Below are 16,996 nucleotides of genomic sequence, written 5' to 3'. Positions count from 1 at the left end.
TCAAGTAACGATTCAAAAGCCGGGTATTTATCCGGCTTTTTTTATTTTTAGCGAATGACATCTCGTAGAAAATTCATTCAGAACCTAACCGCATCGGGTGGATTACTCCTCTCAGCAAGTGCTATAGCCAGCAGAGCCGAAACTTTGAGTTCAGCAATTGATCAAATAAAAAAGTCTCCAAACCCGGAAAAAGAGGATGTTTTCTGGAAACAGATTCAGCTAGCTTATACCGTATCGCCCAACCTTATAAATTTAAATAACGGTGGCGTGAGCCCGCAACCAGATGTCGTTCAGGAAGCAGTTAAGAAATACACTTCATTTAGTAACGAAACTCCTTCTTATTACATGTGGCGGGTTTTGGATAAAGACAGAGAGGCAGTCAGAACCGGACTGGCTGATTTGGCAGGAACAAGCCCTGAGACAATTGCCATAAACCGCAACACAACAGAAGCCCTTGACACAGTTATTTTTGGTTTAGATTTGGAAAAAGGAGATGAAGTCGTTTTATCACACTTCGATTACCCCAATATGATGAGCGCCTGGAAACAACGCGAAATGCGAGATGGCATTAAACTCAAATGGGTTGACTTAAAACTTCCTGAGAGCAATAAACAAAAAATAATTGAGCAATATCTCGACCTAGTAAGTTCAAAAACGAAGGTGTTGCACATTACGCATTTGATCAACTGGATCGGACAGGTAGTTCCGGTTAAAGAGTTGTGTGAAGAAGCGAATAAAAGAGGCATTATCACCATCGTGGATGGCGCTCACACTTTTGCCCACCTCAACTTTTCAGTTGCTGATTTCAACTGTGATTATTTTGGCACTTCCTTGCACAAATGGCTTTGCGCTCCGTTTGGCACTGGTATGTTGTACATGAATGAAAAAAGAATTACGAAAACCTGGCCGCTCACTCCTGATCATGACCCCAAACGAAACGACATTAGAAAATTCGAGAATCTCGGAACACGCTCAATTCCGGCTGAAATAGCCATCGGTTCAGCTATCGACTTCCACAACATGATAGGATCTGACCGAAAAGCCGAGAGACTTTATTTCCTCAAAAATTACTGGGCTTCTCAGGCACAAGAGATGCCGGGCGTTACAATTAACACACCTTCAGAGCCAGAATTATCAGGAGCGCTGGCACATGTATCTATAGAAGGAAAAACCGGAAGGGATATCGAAAGACACTTGCTCAGTAAGTACCGAATTCATTGCGTGGCGATTGAATACCGCGGATTTGATGGAGTGAGAATTACACCCAATGTATATACCGTTCAGTCAGATCTCGATAAGTTGCTACAGGGATTATCGGATTTGACCAAAGCTTAACTCGGTTGATAAGGAAATGTGATGATTACTGAGGTTCCCTTTCCTTTAGCACTTTCAATTTTGATAGTTCCCTGATGCATTTCAACAAATTGCTTCATGATAACAAGGCCGAGGCCTGTTCCTTCAATTCCGGTTGTGTTTTCGGCTCTGAAAAACGATTCAAATAAATTTGCCTGCTCTTTTTTGGGTATTCCGATCCCGTGATCTTTTATCGTGATGCTGTAAAAGTCATCATCGTAATGGATTTTAACTTCAGGGTTTGGTCTGTCTTTTGAGTACTTGAAAGCATTGGAAATAGCATTTCCCAAAATATGACTAAACAGGTTTTCATCAAGACGTACATCACGCCTTGAACCTTCAACTGAAAGCGTTACCGTTCTTCCATCTTCAAGGTTGAGGTAGTTTTGCTCAATAAAATGCATGATAAAGGCAACCAGATCTATAGGCTCAGGAGTAAACGGCATTTTATTCGCCTCGGTGCGACCTAAAATCAACACATCATTCATCAGGTTTGTGAGTCGGCTGATTTGCACACCAATTTTATCGCAATGCTTGATAAACGGTTTATTGCGATTGACATCCAGTTCATCAGCGTACATTTCCATCATATCAACACTGGATTTTATGGAAGTTAGCGGTGTGCGAAATTCATGAGAAGCCATTGAAATGAAACGCGATTTGAATTCATTGAGTTCTTTTTCTTTTATGAGCGCGTTTTGCATCTCTTCCTCGGCCTTTTTTCGCTCAGTAATGTCACGTGTAACAGCCATCACTGAGTCTATCTTTTCTCCATTCCCCAATGGCTGAATAACCGTTTCACACCAAACTGCAGAACCATCTTTGCGTCTGAGCTCAATTTGAGTTACACCTTTTTCAATTTCTCCTTTTTTGAGCGGTTCAATGATTTCATTTTTGATTTTGATCAAATCACGCGCATTCAAAAACTCAGAAGAATTGTGACCAATCACATCATAAGTCTCGAGATTCAAAATATCATTAATCGATGGCGACACATAATAAACAGCCCCGTTTATAGAGTGTAAACTCACGAGGTCACTCATCGACTCAGACATAAACCGGAAGCGTTCCTCCGTTTCCTTTTGAGCCAACTCTGCTTCCTTCCGCTTATGAATATCGGTCATCGTGCCAAACGCACCTTTGTATTTCCCATTGGGGTGGTACGTGATGGTTGTAAAAACCTCCATCCAGCGGTAATTCCCATTCGTGGTTAAGAAGCGAATTTCCATGTTTTCATAAGCTGATCGATCTCTATCGCTCTTTGAAAACAGCAATTCCTTAATCGTAAACCGATCCTCAGAATGAACGTAATTGATGAATTTTTGACCCTGACTTTTTTCTGCGCTAAATCCTGTCAATAATTCCCAGGCCGGATTCACAAAAGTAAACGCACCGTCTTCGTCAACTCTAAAGATCACTTCATGAACAGTGTTTACCAAATTCCGGTATTCCTGTTCTTTCTTTTTGAGATTATCGAGATAAAGGATTTTAGACGTGATATCGATATTTGAGGCTCTGAAAGTTTGTGGTTTTCCCGCTTTATCAAAAAGGACACTGGCTTTGGTCAGAACCCAAATGTATTTACCAAACTTATTTCGCAAACGGTATTGCAGCTCAATTGAACCGGTCTCTGCAACTTCAAAAGGATCTAATTTTTCGAGAACTTCTTTTCGTTCATCAGGATGGATCAACCGCTCAAAGGCCCCAATACTTTCCTGAAGTTCAGCAGGCTCATAATTGAGCATCCTCTTAAAACTGTCAGAAAAGGTGAGCACGTTATTCGATAAATCCAGCTCCCAGGTCCCATCAAGGCTCTTTTCCATTGCCATGTTGAGAACCTTATCCTTGCGCTTTACTTCATCTTTGAGTTGATCTAATGTTACACTTTGACCAATAAGCCTGGCAACAGACTGTAAAAAGTCTACATCTCTACCAGGCCAAATTCGTTCAATCGTTTTGTCGTGAAAACACATACAGCCCCAAAGCCTGTCATTGGACCAGATGGGAACATAGAGGATTGACTTGTAACCCAATGAGCTCAGCAGTTTTTTTAACTCTTCGCTTCTCAGGTTTTTGACAGGACCGTGAATAGGATTATTTCGTTGAAACTGTTGAATTACCTCGTTTGCAACACTTGCATCCTGAGCCAGCTCTGCGTTCCATTTAAGAGTTGGCGGATCTTCAAGTCTAAAATAGTTTAAAAGTGGTTTTATTTTGACTTCCCCAAAACGATAAAAAGTGTACGTATATACTCCAGAAACGTCTGCTTCGAGAACATCTGCAGATGCCTGAAGAGCATTTTGAACAAATGTTTTCCAGTTGACACCATTAGATGAGAATCGTAAAAGTTTTTGCAATACATTAGATTGCAAGAACCCCCCATCTCCTAATGCTTCTTCGTAAACTTGCGAAACTGTCTTTTCCGCCATAATACTATCTTTGTCACAACCTGAAACTCTGTAAAATACAAAATTTTACTTATGTCAACAATTTTAGTCATTGAAGATGATTCTGTAGTAAGAGAAAACCTGGAAGAGATTCTTTCCTTCAAAGGCTACAATGTCATTTCAAGCGAAAACGGTCAACAAGGTTTGGCCATGGCAAAGAAAAGAAATCCTGACCTTATTATTTCAGATATTATGATGCCTGAAATGGATGGTTACGATTTAGTAAAGACAATGCGTGAAGATTATGCTCTTCAAGACATCCCTGTCATCCTGCTGACGGCAAAAACCATGACTGATTCCAAAATCAGAGGGCTTGAAATTGGAGCTGATGACTACATCACTAAACCATTTGAAAGTAAAGAGTTGCTTGCAAGAGTAAACAACCTGATAGAAAGAAGGAAACAGATTAAAGCCCGTGCTCTTCTCGAATCTCGTCAAACAACAGTTGAATCAACTGATGACATTTTCATGCGTAACCTTTTAGACTTTTTCCTCGAAAACATTGAAAATTCACATTTTGCTATTGAAGATGTGGTTTCTGAAATGGGATTGAGTAAAAGTACGATTCAGCGCAGAGTAAAGAACATAACTGATAAAACCTTCAACCAACTTTTACGCGAGTTTAGACTGGAACAGGCAAAACAAATACTGGAACAAAAAGGTGGAAATATCTCTGAAGTAGCCTACTCTGTAGGCTTCAACAGCATTTCTTACTTTTCCTTTTCGTTCAAAAACTATTTTGGATTTCCTCCTAATGAGTTGATCCCACGCAATTAATGAAGCTTCAATGACTTAATGCGGTTTTTCAAAGCCGCAGTGTCAATTTTGATATTAAGCTGCTTCTCAATAGCAGCTTTTATATCTTTTGGCTTAATCTTGGGCCGCTTCAAAAACTGCGCGATAATTTCATTAATTTTACCTTCCTTATTCATCATCGCGTTTTAGTTATATAACGCAAAAACCGACACAATCGTTTAGTCGTCAATCAATTATTATCGATGGAAGGTATTAAAAAAGCACTTGCTTCACTTTTTCTGGTGGTTGTTTGCTCCTCAGTTTTGAGTCAAACCTCTTCCACAATCGATTACACGTATTGGCGTTTTGATCTCAGCGTGCAGGATAGCCTTCTAAAGGGAAATGTTACTCACCACTTTAAAGTTGATAGCTCCATTAATTCTTTCGTTCTTCAGGCATCGAACAAAACGCTGAATATTGACTCAGCAATTTTTCACGGTCAGAGCCAATCTTTCAGCCATCTCAACGACACATTAGCTATACAACTCAGCGAAACTCCGGATCTGACCAATACCGATTCAATCACAATCTACTACACCGCAAAAGCCACTACCAACTTTCAGGATCCTTTCGTCATTGCAGAGCACAACAATAAACCTCTTTACTGGACACTAAGCCAGCCACTTGTAGCTAAAAACTGGTGGCCCACTCACGAACCACTCGATGATAAGGCCGATAGTGTTTCATTTAAAATTGAAGTTCCCAATGAACTTACAGCTTCTTCTAACGGACTGCTCATCAACCAAAAAGAGCTCGATTCAACAACTGTTTTCTCGTTTAAACACAAATACCCCATACCAGCATATTTGATCGCTTTTGCTGTTGGACCGTATCAAATACAGGAACAGCAAATCAATGTTCCGTATGGAAAGCTGAAAATTGAAAACTATATACTGGAAAATGAGTTTTCAAAATTTAGGGAAGATGCTACTTTCGGGTTAAGATCGTTCAACTGGTTTGATACGCTACTCAATGTTCCCTATCCTTACCTCAATGAAAAATACGGCCACACCCAAATGTTGCGAGGTGGCGGAATGGAGCACTCAACAAACTCGTTTATGGGAAACTTCGACTTTCCTCTTTATGTGCATGAGTTAGCTCACCAGTGGTTTGGCAACTACATAACATGTTCATCGTGGAAGCACATTTGGCTGAATGAAGGAATCGCTACTTTTTTTCAGGGACTCCTATTTGAACGCTTTTACGATGGCGAGCTGTGGTTGCAATGGAAAGATGTAACCCGAAAAAGTATTTTAAGAAAGCCCGATGGCAGCCTCATTGTTCAGGACTCTCTCAATCCATCACGCATTTTTGACACTCGCCTGAGTTACCACAAAGGCTCTTTTGTCTTGCATATGCTCCGCAACAAAATTGGTCACAAAACTTATTTCGATGCGCTCAACAACTACCTCAATGATACTGCACTTGCTTTTTCTTATGCGAATACATCTGATTTAAAACGCCATTTTGAAAACTCCTGCTCATGCGATCTAACTGAATTTTTCAATGACTGGGTTTATGGAGAAGGCTATCCGTTTTACGTTATTGAATGGGAGCAAAATGGAAGTGTGCTGAGTTTAGATTTAGAACAATTCACTTCGCATGAATCTGTTGAGTTTTTTGAAGCTCAGGTTGAATTAAAGTTGATTGGTTCACAATCTGATTCCATCATAAAAATTACGCCCGAATCCCGACTGTCGTCATTTGAAATAGACATTCCGTTTGCTGTTCAAAAAATTGAATTTGATCCTGAAATCGTGCTTTTAGCCGATCACGAAATCGTTCAAAAACAGGATGTTTCTAAAACATTTGTTTTTCCCAATCCGGCTGATGAAAGTTTGAATATAAAAATCGGAAATCCCCGTGGCGGACTTCAGGAAGTAGAAGTTTACGATTTAACGGGGAAATTAATATTTGAAAGTGGCGAATTGAGCAATTTCCGCAACTTCTCAATCAACACCACAGCATGGCAGGCAGGCGTTTACATCGTGAAAACCACATCGAATTACGGCATCGATAAAACGCGACTCGTCATTCAATAAGTTTCGGTCAGAACCGAAAACCTTTCAATTCCGGCTCTGACCGAAAAAATTATTTTTTCAACCAGGCTCCAACCATCCAGTTCGTTTTTTCGAGATCTGAAATCATTGGGGCGAGTAAGTCCTGAGTTCCTTCATCGTCCTGCTCATCGGCAACCTCAACAGTTGAGCGCATCAACCCTAGTAGCTCGTTGTGCATGTTCCAAACGATTTCCATCATTTTTTGACCATCGTTTAAATCTTTGATAGGCTCAATACTTGATGTATTTATGTAATCGCTAAATGAGTGAAGAGGCACTCCGCCAACTGTTAAAATACGCTCAGCAACTTCATCAATATTTGCGGCTGCTGTTGTGTAATACTCTTCAAATTTCACGTGCAACTCAAAGAAGTTTTGTCCTTTAATGTTCCAGTGAAATCCTCTTATGTTTTGATAATACACCTGGTAAGTTGAAAGCAACTCATTCAGTTTTTCAATTGTTTTAGAATGGTCGCCATTTAAGTTAATATACTGCTTCATAATTTCTTTTTTTATTTCACTTCAAAGGTAACCATCCTTGAAGTATAAAAGAAATTGAATAGTTTTATCGCACCATTATTTTATCTTATGCATTATGACATTAGTACAACTAGAATATGTAATCGCCATAGCTGAATCAGGTAGTTTCGTTGAAGCTGCAAACAGGAGCTTTGTGACACAGCCGGCTCTGACCACGCAAGTCAAAAACCTGGAAAAAGAGCTCGATGTAGTGTTGTTTGACAGAACTCGAAAGCCCATTATCCCAACTGAAGTAGGCGCTCAAATTATTGAACAGGCCAAAGAAGTGGTTCAGCAATCGAGAAAAATTCCCGATATCGTTTCAGAATTCAACACTGATATAAAAGGAAACTTGACACTGGGCATAATCCCCACAATTTCACCTTATCTAATTCCGCATTTCATTAACGATTTCAATAGCAAGCATCCAAAAGTCAACATCAATGTTCGCGAAGAAATTACTGAAGAGACAATATCAAAAATCAAAAATGGTGATTTGGATGCCGGAATTATTGCAACTCCGGTAGATACGAAAGGCGTTATTTTCATTCCACTTTATTACGAAAAATTCTACGCTTATGTATCGCCAAGTCATCCCGCTTATTACAAGGATGAACTATCGAGAAACGACTTGCGTGTTGATGAATTATGGCTTTTGAAAGAAGGAAACTGTTTCAGGAATCAGGTCATTAATATTTGCAGCGACCGCGAAGAACAGGAGTTCAAAAACCATTTTCGCTACGAGAGTCATTCGATAGAGTCTCTAAAACGAATTGTCGAAATCAAAAACGGCATGACGCTCATTCCGGAATTGGCAGCAGACAATATTCCAAAACGAAAAATGGATATGCTCAAGAAAATTCCCGATGTCAATCCTTACAGAGAAATCAGTCTGGTTGTGAGTCGTCAATTTCTCAAAAAACGACTGATTGACTCGCTCAAAAACACGATTCTGGAAAAGTTACCGCGCAATATGACGCAAAAACCTGAAGGATTCATCATTGACACGAACATTAAAGTGTAAAATGCGGTTTATCTTTGAGCCAAAATTTTTCGATTTATGTCACAACTTCAAATGTTCAACTCGCGCAGCCGGGAAAAGGAAACTTTTAAACCGATAAACCCTGAACACATCGGAATGTATGTTTGCGGTCCCACGGTTTATGGAGATCCGCACCTTGGTCATGCTCGCAGTAACGTTTCATTTGATATCGTTTTTCGCTATTTACAATACCTCGGGTACAAAGTTCGCTATGTTCGCAACATTACAGATGTTGGACACCTCGAAAGCGATGCTGATGAAGGCGAAGACAAAGTGGCAAAAAAGGCTCGCGTTGAAAAACTGGAGCCCATGGAAATCGTTCAACGCTACACGATCGAATATCACGACCGCATGCGCGAACTCAATTCGCTCCCACCATCTATTGAGCCATCAGCGAGCGGACACATAATCGAGCAGATTAATATAGTCAAGAAAATACTCGATAACGGTTACGCTTACGAATCAAATGGCTCAGTATATTTCGATGTACAGAAATACGCCAAAGACTTCAAGTACGGAGAGCTATCCGGTAAAAAACTGGAAGACATGCTCGAAGGATCTCGCGAACTCGAAGGTCAGGCCGAGAAGCACAGTAGCGTAGATTTCGCAATATGGAAAAAAGCCAAGCCGGAGCATATCATGCAATGGGATTCTCCATGGGGAAAGGGCTTTCCGGGCTGGCACCTCGAGTGTACAGCAATGAGCACAAAATATTTGGGAAATCACTTCGACATTCACTGTGGCGGAATGGATCTACAATTCCCTCACCACGAAGCTGAAATCGCACAAAACAACGGATCTTACGGTGAAGAGCCCTGCAATTACTGGTTGCACAACAACATGCTCACCATTGAGGGCAAGAAAATGGGTAAATCGCTCGGCAATTTCATCACGTTAAAAGAGCTTTTTGACGGAGATCACAAATTACTCGAGCAGCCATATCATCCAATGACTGTCCGCTTTTTTATGCTTCAGGCGCATTACCGCAGTACGCTCGACTTTTCTAACGAAGCATTACAGGCGGCAGAGAAAGGGTTTAGCAGATTAATGAAAGCCTATTCAATTCTGGAAAAAACTGAGCCGGGAAAGGAATCAAAGTCTGATTTAAACTTCGAAAAGTTCAAAGAGAACTGCCTAAGTGCACTCAATGATGATTTTAACACTCCCGTTTTAATCGCCCATTTGTTTGAAGCTGTAAAGCATATCAATGCGCTCGATCAGGGAAATGCAACACTCAATGAAGAGGATCTCAATCAGTTCAGAACCTTCGTTGGAGACATGCTTTTCACCGTGCTCGGACTAAAACGTATTGATACCGACAGCAACGATTCAAGCGATTTGGTTGACGGACTCATGGAGCTCATCATTGACCTCAGAACCCGCGCCAAACAAGCTAAAGATTACGACACTGCCGATGCTATTCGCGACCGACTAACGGAGATGAACGTTCAGCTCAAAGACAGTAAAGAAGGAACTAGTTGGGAGGTTTCGTAAGCTTGTTGTAATTTCGGTCAGAACCAAACAGACCGCATGACAGGCGACAAAATTCTCGAAAAACAGGTCCTCGATACGTGGATGATCAACCACAAAACAAACCTCAAACTCATCAATGAGCTAGAGGATGAGTGGCTCGATCTCACAACCTCAAAGCGCGGTGGCGGTAAAATTGGTCATCAACTGGCACACATGTACAATGTGCGTTACTGGAAGCTCGAAAACCTCGATAAGTCGCTCATTCAGGATCTGACCACTGTAAAAGCCAGTGATGAAAAAACAAAAGAATTGCTGGTTGACCTGCACGAACAATCAACCGATTTTTTGTGTAAAGTATTCAGCGATGCTGCACACAATGAAGGTCAACTGAAAAAAGGGTGGAAACGCGGATTAATTCCTCTTCTTGGATATTTTATTCACCACGAAGCTCACCATCGCGGTAATATTCTTTTGACACTCAAATTATCAGGAATAAAATTATCAAACGACCTAAAGTACGGACTTTGGGAATGGCAAAAAATGTAATGATGACGAACAGAAATCTACTTATCGTATCAACTTCAAAAGTTCACGGAAGCGGCTACATGGAGTACATCCAGGATCAGGTAGCTGAACACTTCAAAAACTGCAAAAAAGTAACATTCATCCCTTTTGCAAGACCGGGCGGCATTTCGCACGATGAATACACCAAAATAGCATCAGATGCATTTGATAAAATTGGTGTTGAAGTGCGCGGTGCACACACATTTGAATCTGCACGAGAAGCTGTAAACTGGGCTGACGGCCTTTTTACGGGAGGCGGAAACACATTCGTTCTCCTCACACAGCTCTACAAACTCGGTTTTATTGAACACATTCAGAACGCAGTTGAGTCAGGGAAACCATATATGGGATCAAGTGCCGGATCAAACATTACAGGAACAACAATCAGCACAACGAATGACATGCCCATTATGTATCCGCCAACATTTGATGCCCTACAACTCGTTCCGTTCAATATTAATCCGCACTACCTCGATCCCGATCCCGGGAGCAAACACATGGGTGAAACACGTGAAACGAGAATTAAAGAATTCCACGCTTACAACGATCAACCGGTAGTTGGTTTGCGAGAAGGTTCTGCTCTGATCGTAAAAGGGAACGATATCAAAATCTTTGGAGATCATTCTGTAAGGATTTTTGAAAAAGGCAAACAGCCTTATGAAATTGAATCCACTGAAAACCTCAACTTTTTGGTGCAATGAAAGAAAAGGAGCTAAAAAAGAAAGTCTTTGAATGGGATACTGAATCCTGGTCTAAATCATTCGAGCTATGGGATGAAGCACTTAAAAACATCAATCCCGGAAAAGCGCTTGAGCTGGGAGGCAGACGCGGTGGTCCATCGTTATATTTAGCTTCAAAAGGATTTGATGTTCTCTGCACAGATATCAATAAAGACTTTCTCGATCAAGCCAGAGCCTTTCACGAAAAAGAAAATGTCTCAGATCGGGTAAAATACGAGAGCCTTGATGCACTCAATATTCATTATGAAAATGAGTTTGATGTCGTAATTTTCAAGTCCATTTTAGGCGGAATTGATCGCGACAATAAAGAATACAAAGAATCACACAAAAAGATTTTAAAAGAGATTCACAAAGCCTTAAAACCCGGTGGATATTTACTTTTTGCTGAAAACCTAATGGGTTCAAAATTACACTTAACAGCTCGGGAAAAATTACGCAAATGGGGCGATACCTGGCGCTATCTCGATCATCGTGATCTAGGTGAATACTTTGAGCCATTCTCTCAAGTGAAAATCAAAAGAGGTGGTTTTGCAGGTGCTTTTGGGCTCAACGAAAGCATGAAAAATGCATTTGGGAAAATCGATGGATTATTATTAAATTCCATCACCCCAAAAAGCTGGAAATACATAGCATACGGATACGCAAAAAAATAAAATTATGGCAAAGAAAATAGGTGTACTACTATCTGGAAATGGCGTTTTTGACGGAAGCGAAATTCACGAATCCAGTTTTACTTTACTGGCATTGGCTCAAAAGGGAGCAGAAACTGTTTGTCTGGCTCCTGATGTTGACCAACATCACGTCATCAATCACACAAATGGTGACGAAATGGATGAGAAACGCAACGTACTCATCGAATCTGCTCGTATTGCGAGAGGTGAAATAGAAGATGTTGCAAAAGCTGACCTTTCACAACTCGATGCATTGGCTATTCCGGGTGGTTTTGGAACAGCCAAAAACCACACAAAATGGGCGTTTAGCGGTCCTGATGGTGAAATCCTACCCGAAGTAAAAAAAGCAATTCTGCATTTTGTGGAAAACAAAAAACCGATCCTTGGATTGTGCATGGGGCCAACAACAATCGCAAAAGCACTTGAAGGAAGCGATGTTCACGCTAAACTTACAGTAGGAACCGACAAAGAAAAATCTCCTTACGACATTGCCGGCATTTCGCAGGGAATGGAAAAAACCGGTGCAGCGGTTGAGATGAAAACCATCCGTGAGGTTCTGACCGATAAAGAAAACAAAATTGTTACTGCCCCCTGTTACATGATGGATGCTTCCATCACTGAGGTGCACGATAATGTTCAGGATGCAGTTGAAGAACTGTATCGCTTATTTTAGATAAAAGAGGGCGGAAGATCTTTCGCCCTCTACCAAAACCTTTCTTTTCCCTTACTTCATTACCTTTGCCGCCATGTTTGAGAATCAACTAACAATAGCTGTTGATTTTGACGGAACCATCGTTGACGATGATTATCCGCGCATCGGTAAGCCTAAAATGTTTGCTTTTGATACGCTAAAGATGCTCCAGCAAAAGCATCACAAGCTCATTTTATGGACTTACAGGCACGGTAAACGACTCGATGAAGCAGTTGAGTTTTGCAGAGAAAACGGCATCGAATTTCACACGGTAAACAAGAGTTTTCCAGAGGAAGTTTTCGATCAGAGCCAGTCGAGCCGCAAGATTCACGCTGATGTTTTCATCGATGACCGCAACTTTGGTGGTTTCCCGGGATGGGGAAAGATATTCCAGGAAATTGAAGGTAATGGACAGCAATTGGAAATGCTTCAAAAACAAAATCAAAAAAGAGGGATTATGTCTCTCTTTAAGAAGCGAAAGAAGAAATGATTATATACAAAACAAGAGAGGAAATTGAACTGCTCCGCAAAGCAGCACAAGTTGTATCGCGCACACTTGGAAAAGTAGCTGAAAAAATTGAGCCGGGTGTTACTCCGCTAGAGCTCGATCGTTTAGCTGAAGACTACATCCGTTCGCAAAATGCTGTTCCGGGATTTTTAGGTCTTTATGACTTTCCAAACTCACTTTGCATTTCAAAAAATGAGCAGGTTGTTCACGGCATTCCTGACAATACACCTCTCAAAGAAGGCGACATCGTTTCAATAGATTGTGGCGCAATTCTCAACGGATACTACGGAGATCACGCATTTACTTTTGCTGTTGGTGAAGTAGATGATGAAACACAAAAATTGTTAGATGTCACCAAAGAGTGCCTCTACCTGGGAATTGAAGAGTGCCGAGCAGGAAGCCGCCTCGGTGACATTGGGTTTGCTATTCAGAACCATGCTGAAAAACACGGTTACGGAGTCGTGCGTGAACTCGTTGGTCACGGAATCGGGAAAGAAATGCACGAAGAACCACAGGTTCCGAATTACGGAAAACGCGGTCGTGGCAAAAAACTCAAAGAAGGACTCGTAGTTGCCATTGAGCCGATGATCAACATGGGAACAAAAGCAATCAAGCAACTCGATGACGGTTGGACGATCATCACGCGTGATAAACAACCATCAGCACACTTTGAGCACGATGTAGCCATCGTAGACGGAAAACCGGATATCCTTTCTACTTTCGATTACGTAGAGGAAGCATTAGAGAAAAAAGCAAAAGTTCATGGCTAGGCTTAGAGTTACCAAACAGTTCGACTGGGAAATGGCGCACGCCCTCGATGGGCACGATGGAAAATGCCACAACATTCACGGTCACACATATGAGCTATCAGTAACTTTCCTGGGCACTCCAATCGATGATCCCGGAAATCCAAAAGACGGAATGGTTATCGATTTTTCTGATCTCAAATCCATTGTCAAAGACAACATCGTAAAACGATTTGATCACGCACTTGTGCTCCGCAACAACTCTCGCTTTTTGGATAAAATAACTGAAGATGATAACGAACGCCTCATCCTCACAGATTATCAACCAACTTGTGAAATGATGCTCCTCGAATACGTTGAAATCATTCAGAGCCAATTAAAAGGCATAAAAAACGTTTCACTCCACAGCGCACGTTTAAGAGAAACCAAAACCAGTTTTGCCGAGTGGTTTGCCAATGACAACTGATGAATTTAGAGCCCGGAAAGAAAATATATTTCGCCTCAGACCAACATTTTGGGGCACCAAATCCTGCCGAAAGCAAAAAGCGGGAAACTCACTTCATTCAGTGGCTCGATAAAATCAAAAATGACTGTCAGATCCTGTATCTCGTTGGTGACCTCTTCGACTTTTGGTTTGAGTACAAAACGGTTGTGCCACGCGGACATGTAAGGCTATTGGGCAAGCTCGCAGAACTGTCAGACAGCGGAATAAAAATTCACTTTTTCACCGGTAACCACGACATGTGGGTTTTCGATTACCTCCCTGAAGAAATAGGGATGGAACTACATCACGAACCTATTGAAAGAGAATACAACGGTAAGCAGTTCTACATCGGTCACGGTGATGGGCTGGGACCGGGAGATCACGGCTATAAATTCATCAAGAAAGTTTTCAGGAATAAACTATGTCAGTGGCTTTTTGCGAGGTTACATCCAAACTTTGGAATAGGGCTGGCAAACTACTTTTCTAAGAGTAGCAGAGCTGCAACTGGAGACAATGACAAAACCTATCTGGGTGAGGAAAACGAATGGCTCGCTATCTATGCAAAAGAAAAACTGCAGGAAAAACACTACGATTATTTTGTGTTTGGCCATCGTCATCTGCCCCTGGATCTGACCGTTGGTGAAAACAGCCGATACATCAACCTCGGTGATTGGATCTCAGATTTCACTTATGCCATTTTTGATGGTTCCGAGCTTACTTTAGAGGAGTGTCCTTTTAAAAAGTAAGAACTTCCTTTGTTAATGTAATATTATCCAAATCTTAACACGGTGCAAACGCCTGTATAATAGAGCTCTACGGTCCAAGCCTGTTGTTTTCTCATCTCTAATGTTACCCCAATGTTAACTCAATGTAAATTTTATTCGTATATTTGAAGAGAAATAAGGAAGATTATGAAAAAGATAGGTGGAATTTTAGTAGGATTATTAGTTGTAGTAGGATTGCAAGCAATGGCTCAAGGGCCAAACAATCAAAAGGATTGTGATGTTGTAAGCGCTAAATTTGTTGGCGAAAACAACCTTCAAAATGGTTCTGACCAATTTTATGTTTGCAACGATATTGAAGATTTTGAATTGAGCCAGGATGGCGATTTAATGGTAGTTACTTATCATGATGATAATGGTAACATTACTGAAAAAGGAACGCTAAAAAATGGCGAACTACACGGAAAGTGGATTAGCTATAACGAAAATGGTGATGTGACTCAAATGGCACATTACAACAACGGTAAAAAGGATGGTATTTGGTTCGTTTGGAAAGATAACGGCAGCACGCTGTTAGAAATCGAATACGACAACAACGAACTTAAAGGAAGTCACACCTGGGCTATCGAAAAGCGCCAGGTGGCGGCAGCAGAATAATTTATATTCTGTGACAGATTGAAGCGGGCTGGTGAAAGGGCCCGCTTTTTTTATGCCCTATTTTTAAACTTTTAATGCTCCAACTCCTTCAATTAGTATGAGGATTCTACTAACAGGCGCTACCGGTTACATCGGAAAAAGATTACTCCCCGAACTACTCAAAAAAGATCATGAGGTGATTTGTGTAGTGCGGGATAAAAGTAGATTCATCGTACCAACAGGGCACGAATCAAAGATTGAGGTTGTAGAACACGATTTTTTAGAGCCCTTTCCAGAAAACAAATCACTCAATTTTGATAAGGCCTACTACCTACTCCATTCAATGAGTGGAAATACAAGAGGATTTGAAGAAAAAGAACGAACCTGTGCACATAATTTCACTGAATTAGCTGATAGAGCAAATTGTAAACAAATCATTTACCTGAGCGGACTCACAAACCAGGATAAGCTCTCTAAACACCTTGAGTCACGCAAAATGGTGGAACAGATTCTCAAAAAAGCAAAAACTCCACTCACAACATTAAAAGCAGGCATTATCGTAGGTAGCGGAAGCGCTTCATTTGAGATCATCCGGGATTTGGTAGAAAAGCTCCCTGTAATGGTTGCGCCAAAGTGGATCAACACTCGCTGCCAACCAATCGCAATACGAAATGTGATTCAGTATTTGACAGGAGTCATCGAGCACGATGAGTGTAAGGGAAACAGCTACGATATTGGCGGTCCTGAAGTTCTCACCTATCGTGAAATGTTGCTCGGCTATGCAAAATCGAGACGACTAAACAGAAGAATAATTACTGTTCCAGTTATGACTCCGCGACTTTCAAGCAAATGGCTCTATTTCGTAACCTCTACCACTTACAATTTGGCAGTAAATCTTGTCGACAGTATGAAAGTGGAGGTCATTTGCGAGGAAAACCGCATTCGAGAAATCATTCAAACAGACTTGCTTACCTACAAAGAAAGTATCGACTTAGCTTTTTCCCGTATTGGTCAGAACCTTGTAGCCAGCAGCTGGAAGGATTCCTTTGTAGCCGGGAATGCCACCTATGATCTTCAAGATTTTGTTGAAGTTCCTCAATACGGATGCTTTAAGGACATCAAGAAAAAAACCGCTCCAAACAGGAAAAAAACGATCAACAATGTATTTGCCATTGGCGGAAACCGCGGATGGTATTACGGAAACTCATTGTGGCAGCTTCGTGGCCTTTTGGATAAACTAGTGGGCGGAGTTGGACTCAGGCGAGGCCGCACCAACCAAACCCGAATAGATGAAGGCGATGTAATCGATTTTTGGCGTGTGATCGTTGCCAATAGAGACAAAGGACGCTTGCTACTCTACGCTGAAATGAAACTACCCGGTGAAGCCTGGCTCGAATTCAATATGGAAGGTGAAAAACTCGTACAAACAGCAACATTTCGTCCGCGCGGATTAGCCGGCAGACTTTACTGGTACACTATGTTACCCTTTCATGCATTTATCTTCAGGGGAATGCTACGAAACCTTGTTGAATACAAGCAGTGATTTA

The 16,996-nt window shown here is 41.3% G+C and carries 18 protein-coding genes; 15 read left to right on the top strand and 3 right to left on the bottom strand.

Features of this window, described 5'->3' with window-relative positions; translation table 11 throughout:
• Positions 1-54 precede the first annotated feature (54 nt).
• Positions 55-1,335, top strand: a complete 1,281-nt coding sequence (locus F3059_RS08355; RefSeq protein ID WP_151168146.1) for an aminotransferase class V-fold PLP-dependent enzyme — start codon at positions 55-57, stop codon at positions 1,333-1,335.
• On the opposite strand, the gene F3059_RS08350 is transcribed toward F3059_RS08355, so the two are convergent.
• Positions 1,332-3,782, bottom strand: a complete 2,451-nt coding sequence (locus tag F3059_RS08350) for a sensor histidine kinase (protein WP_151168144.1) — start codon at positions 3,780-3,782, stop codon at positions 1,332-1,334. The two genes, F3059_RS08355 and F3059_RS08350, sit on opposite strands and share 4 nt — an antisense overlap.
• A gap of 51 nt (positions 3,783-3,833) precedes the next feature.
• Between F3059_RS08350 and F3059_RS08345 the strand changes: the two genes are divergently transcribed.
• A complete protein-coding gene (locus F3059_RS08345) occupies positions 3,834-4,577 on the top strand; it encodes a response regulator transcription factor (protein ID WP_151168142.1) in 744 nt (247 codons plus the stop codon).
• On the opposite strand, the gene F3059_RS13680 is transcribed toward F3059_RS08345, so the two are convergent.
• Positions 4,574-4,735: a hypothetical protein gene (locus tag F3059_RS13680; RefSeq protein WP_170265132.1), complete on the bottom strand. Its 162-nt coding sequence runs from the start codon at positions 4,733-4,735 to the stop codon at positions 4,574-4,576. The two genes, F3059_RS08345 and F3059_RS13680, sit on opposite strands and share 4 nt — an antisense overlap.
• A gap of 63 nt (positions 4,736-4,798) precedes the next feature.
• Between F3059_RS13680 and F3059_RS08340 the strand changes: the two genes are divergently transcribed.
• Positions 4,799-6,637: a M1 family aminopeptidase gene (locus F3059_RS08340; RefSeq protein WP_151168140.1), complete on the top strand. Its 1,839-nt coding sequence runs from the start codon at positions 4,799-4,801 to the stop codon at positions 6,635-6,637.
• 49 nt (positions 6,638-6,686) lie between these two features.
• Here F3059_RS08340 and F3059_RS08335 read toward each other — a convergent pair whose 3' ends face one another.
• Entirely contained in the window at positions 6,687-7,154 is a 468-nt protein-coding gene (locus tag F3059_RS08335; protein WP_151168138.1) for a Dps family protein, read from the bottom strand.
• A 94-nt stretch (positions 7,155-7,248) separates the two neighbouring features.
• Between F3059_RS08335 and F3059_RS08330 the strand changes: the two genes are divergently transcribed.
• From F3059_RS08330 to F3059_RS08275, 12 genes are all read left to right on the top strand, one after another.
• On the top strand, positions 7,249-8,196 hold the full coding sequence (locus F3059_RS08330; protein WP_151168136.1) for a hydrogen peroxide-inducible genes activator: 948 nt from the start codon (positions 7,249-7,251) through the stop codon (positions 8,194-8,196).
• A 36-nt stretch (positions 8,197-8,232) separates the two neighbouring features.
• The gene (cysS, locus tag F3059_RS08325; RefSeq protein WP_151168134.1) at positions 8,233-9,708 is read left to right on the top strand and encodes a cysteine--tRNA ligase; all 1,476 of its coding nucleotides are present in this window, start codon (positions 8,233-8,235) and stop codon (positions 9,706-9,708) included.
• Between the two features lie 36 nt (positions 9,709-9,744).
• Entirely contained in the window at positions 9,745-10,233 is a 489-nt protein-coding gene (locus F3059_RS08320) for a DinB family protein (protein ID WP_151168132.1), read from the top strand.
• Positions 10,218-10,952: a dipeptidase PepE gene (gene pepE / locus F3059_RS08315; RefSeq protein ID WP_223274578.1), complete on the top strand. Its 735-nt coding sequence runs from the start codon at positions 10,218-10,220 to the stop codon at positions 10,950-10,952. The genes F3059_RS08320 and pepE overlap by 16 nt, the downstream gene beginning before the upstream one ends.
• Positions 10,949-11,644 (top strand): class I SAM-dependent methyltransferase, encoded by a 696-nt coding sequence (locus tag F3059_RS08310; RefSeq protein ID WP_151168130.1) that lies wholly within the window; start codon positions 10,949-10,951, stop codon positions 11,642-11,644. Before pepE ends, F3059_RS08310 begins: the two co-directional genes overlap by 4 nt.
• Positions 11,645-11,648: 4 nt before the next feature.
• Complete coding sequence (gene elbB, locus F3059_RS08305; protein ID WP_151168128.1) at positions 11,649-12,335, top strand: isoprenoid biosynthesis glyoxalase ElbB; 687 nt, start codon at positions 11,649-11,651, stop codon at positions 12,333-12,335.
• 73 nt (positions 12,336-12,408) lie between these two features.
• The gene (locus F3059_RS08300; RefSeq protein ID WP_151168126.1) at positions 12,409-12,843 is read left to right on the top strand and encodes a BT0820 family HAD-type phosphatase; all 435 of its coding nucleotides are present in this window, start codon (positions 12,409-12,411) and stop codon (positions 12,841-12,843) included.
• Positions 12,840-13,631: a type I methionyl aminopeptidase gene (map, locus tag F3059_RS08295; RefSeq protein WP_151168124.1), complete on the top strand. Its 792-nt coding sequence runs from the start codon at positions 12,840-12,842 to the stop codon at positions 13,629-13,631. Before F3059_RS08300 ends, map begins: the two co-directional genes overlap by 4 nt.
• The gene (locus tag F3059_RS08290) at positions 13,624-14,073 is read left to right on the top strand and encodes a 6-pyruvoyl trahydropterin synthase family protein (protein WP_151168122.1); all 450 of its coding nucleotides are present in this window, start codon (positions 13,624-13,626) and stop codon (positions 14,071-14,073) included. Before map ends, F3059_RS08290 begins: the two co-directional genes overlap by 8 nt.
• Complete coding sequence (locus tag F3059_RS08285; RefSeq protein ID WP_189683216.1) at positions 14,073-14,837, top strand: UDP-2,3-diacylglucosamine diphosphatase; 765 nt, start codon at positions 14,073-14,075, stop codon at positions 14,835-14,837. The genes F3059_RS08290 and F3059_RS08285 overlap by 1 nt, the downstream gene beginning before the upstream one ends.
• Before the next feature lie 165 nt (positions 14,838-15,002).
• Positions 15,003-15,470: a toxin-antitoxin system YwqK family antitoxin gene (locus F3059_RS08280; RefSeq protein WP_151168119.1), complete on the top strand. Its 468-nt coding sequence runs from the start codon at positions 15,003-15,005 to the stop codon at positions 15,468-15,470.
• A gap of 97 nt (positions 15,471-15,567) precedes the next feature.
• Entirely contained in the window at positions 15,568-16,992 is a 1,425-nt protein-coding gene (locus F3059_RS08275; RefSeq protein ID WP_151168117.1) for an SDR family oxidoreductase, read from the top strand.
• Positions 16,993-16,996: the final 4 nt, after the last annotated feature.

Origin of the sequence: Salibacter halophilus (genome assembly GCF_008806325.1) — a bacterium.
Taxonomy (GTDB): domain Bacteria; phylum Bacteroidota; class Bacteroidia; order Flavobacteriales_G; family Salibacteraceae; genus Salibacter; species Salibacter halophilus.
The sequence above is the reverse complement of the archived record's forward strand: the minus strand, read 5'-3'. Positions and strand labels throughout refer to the sequence as shown.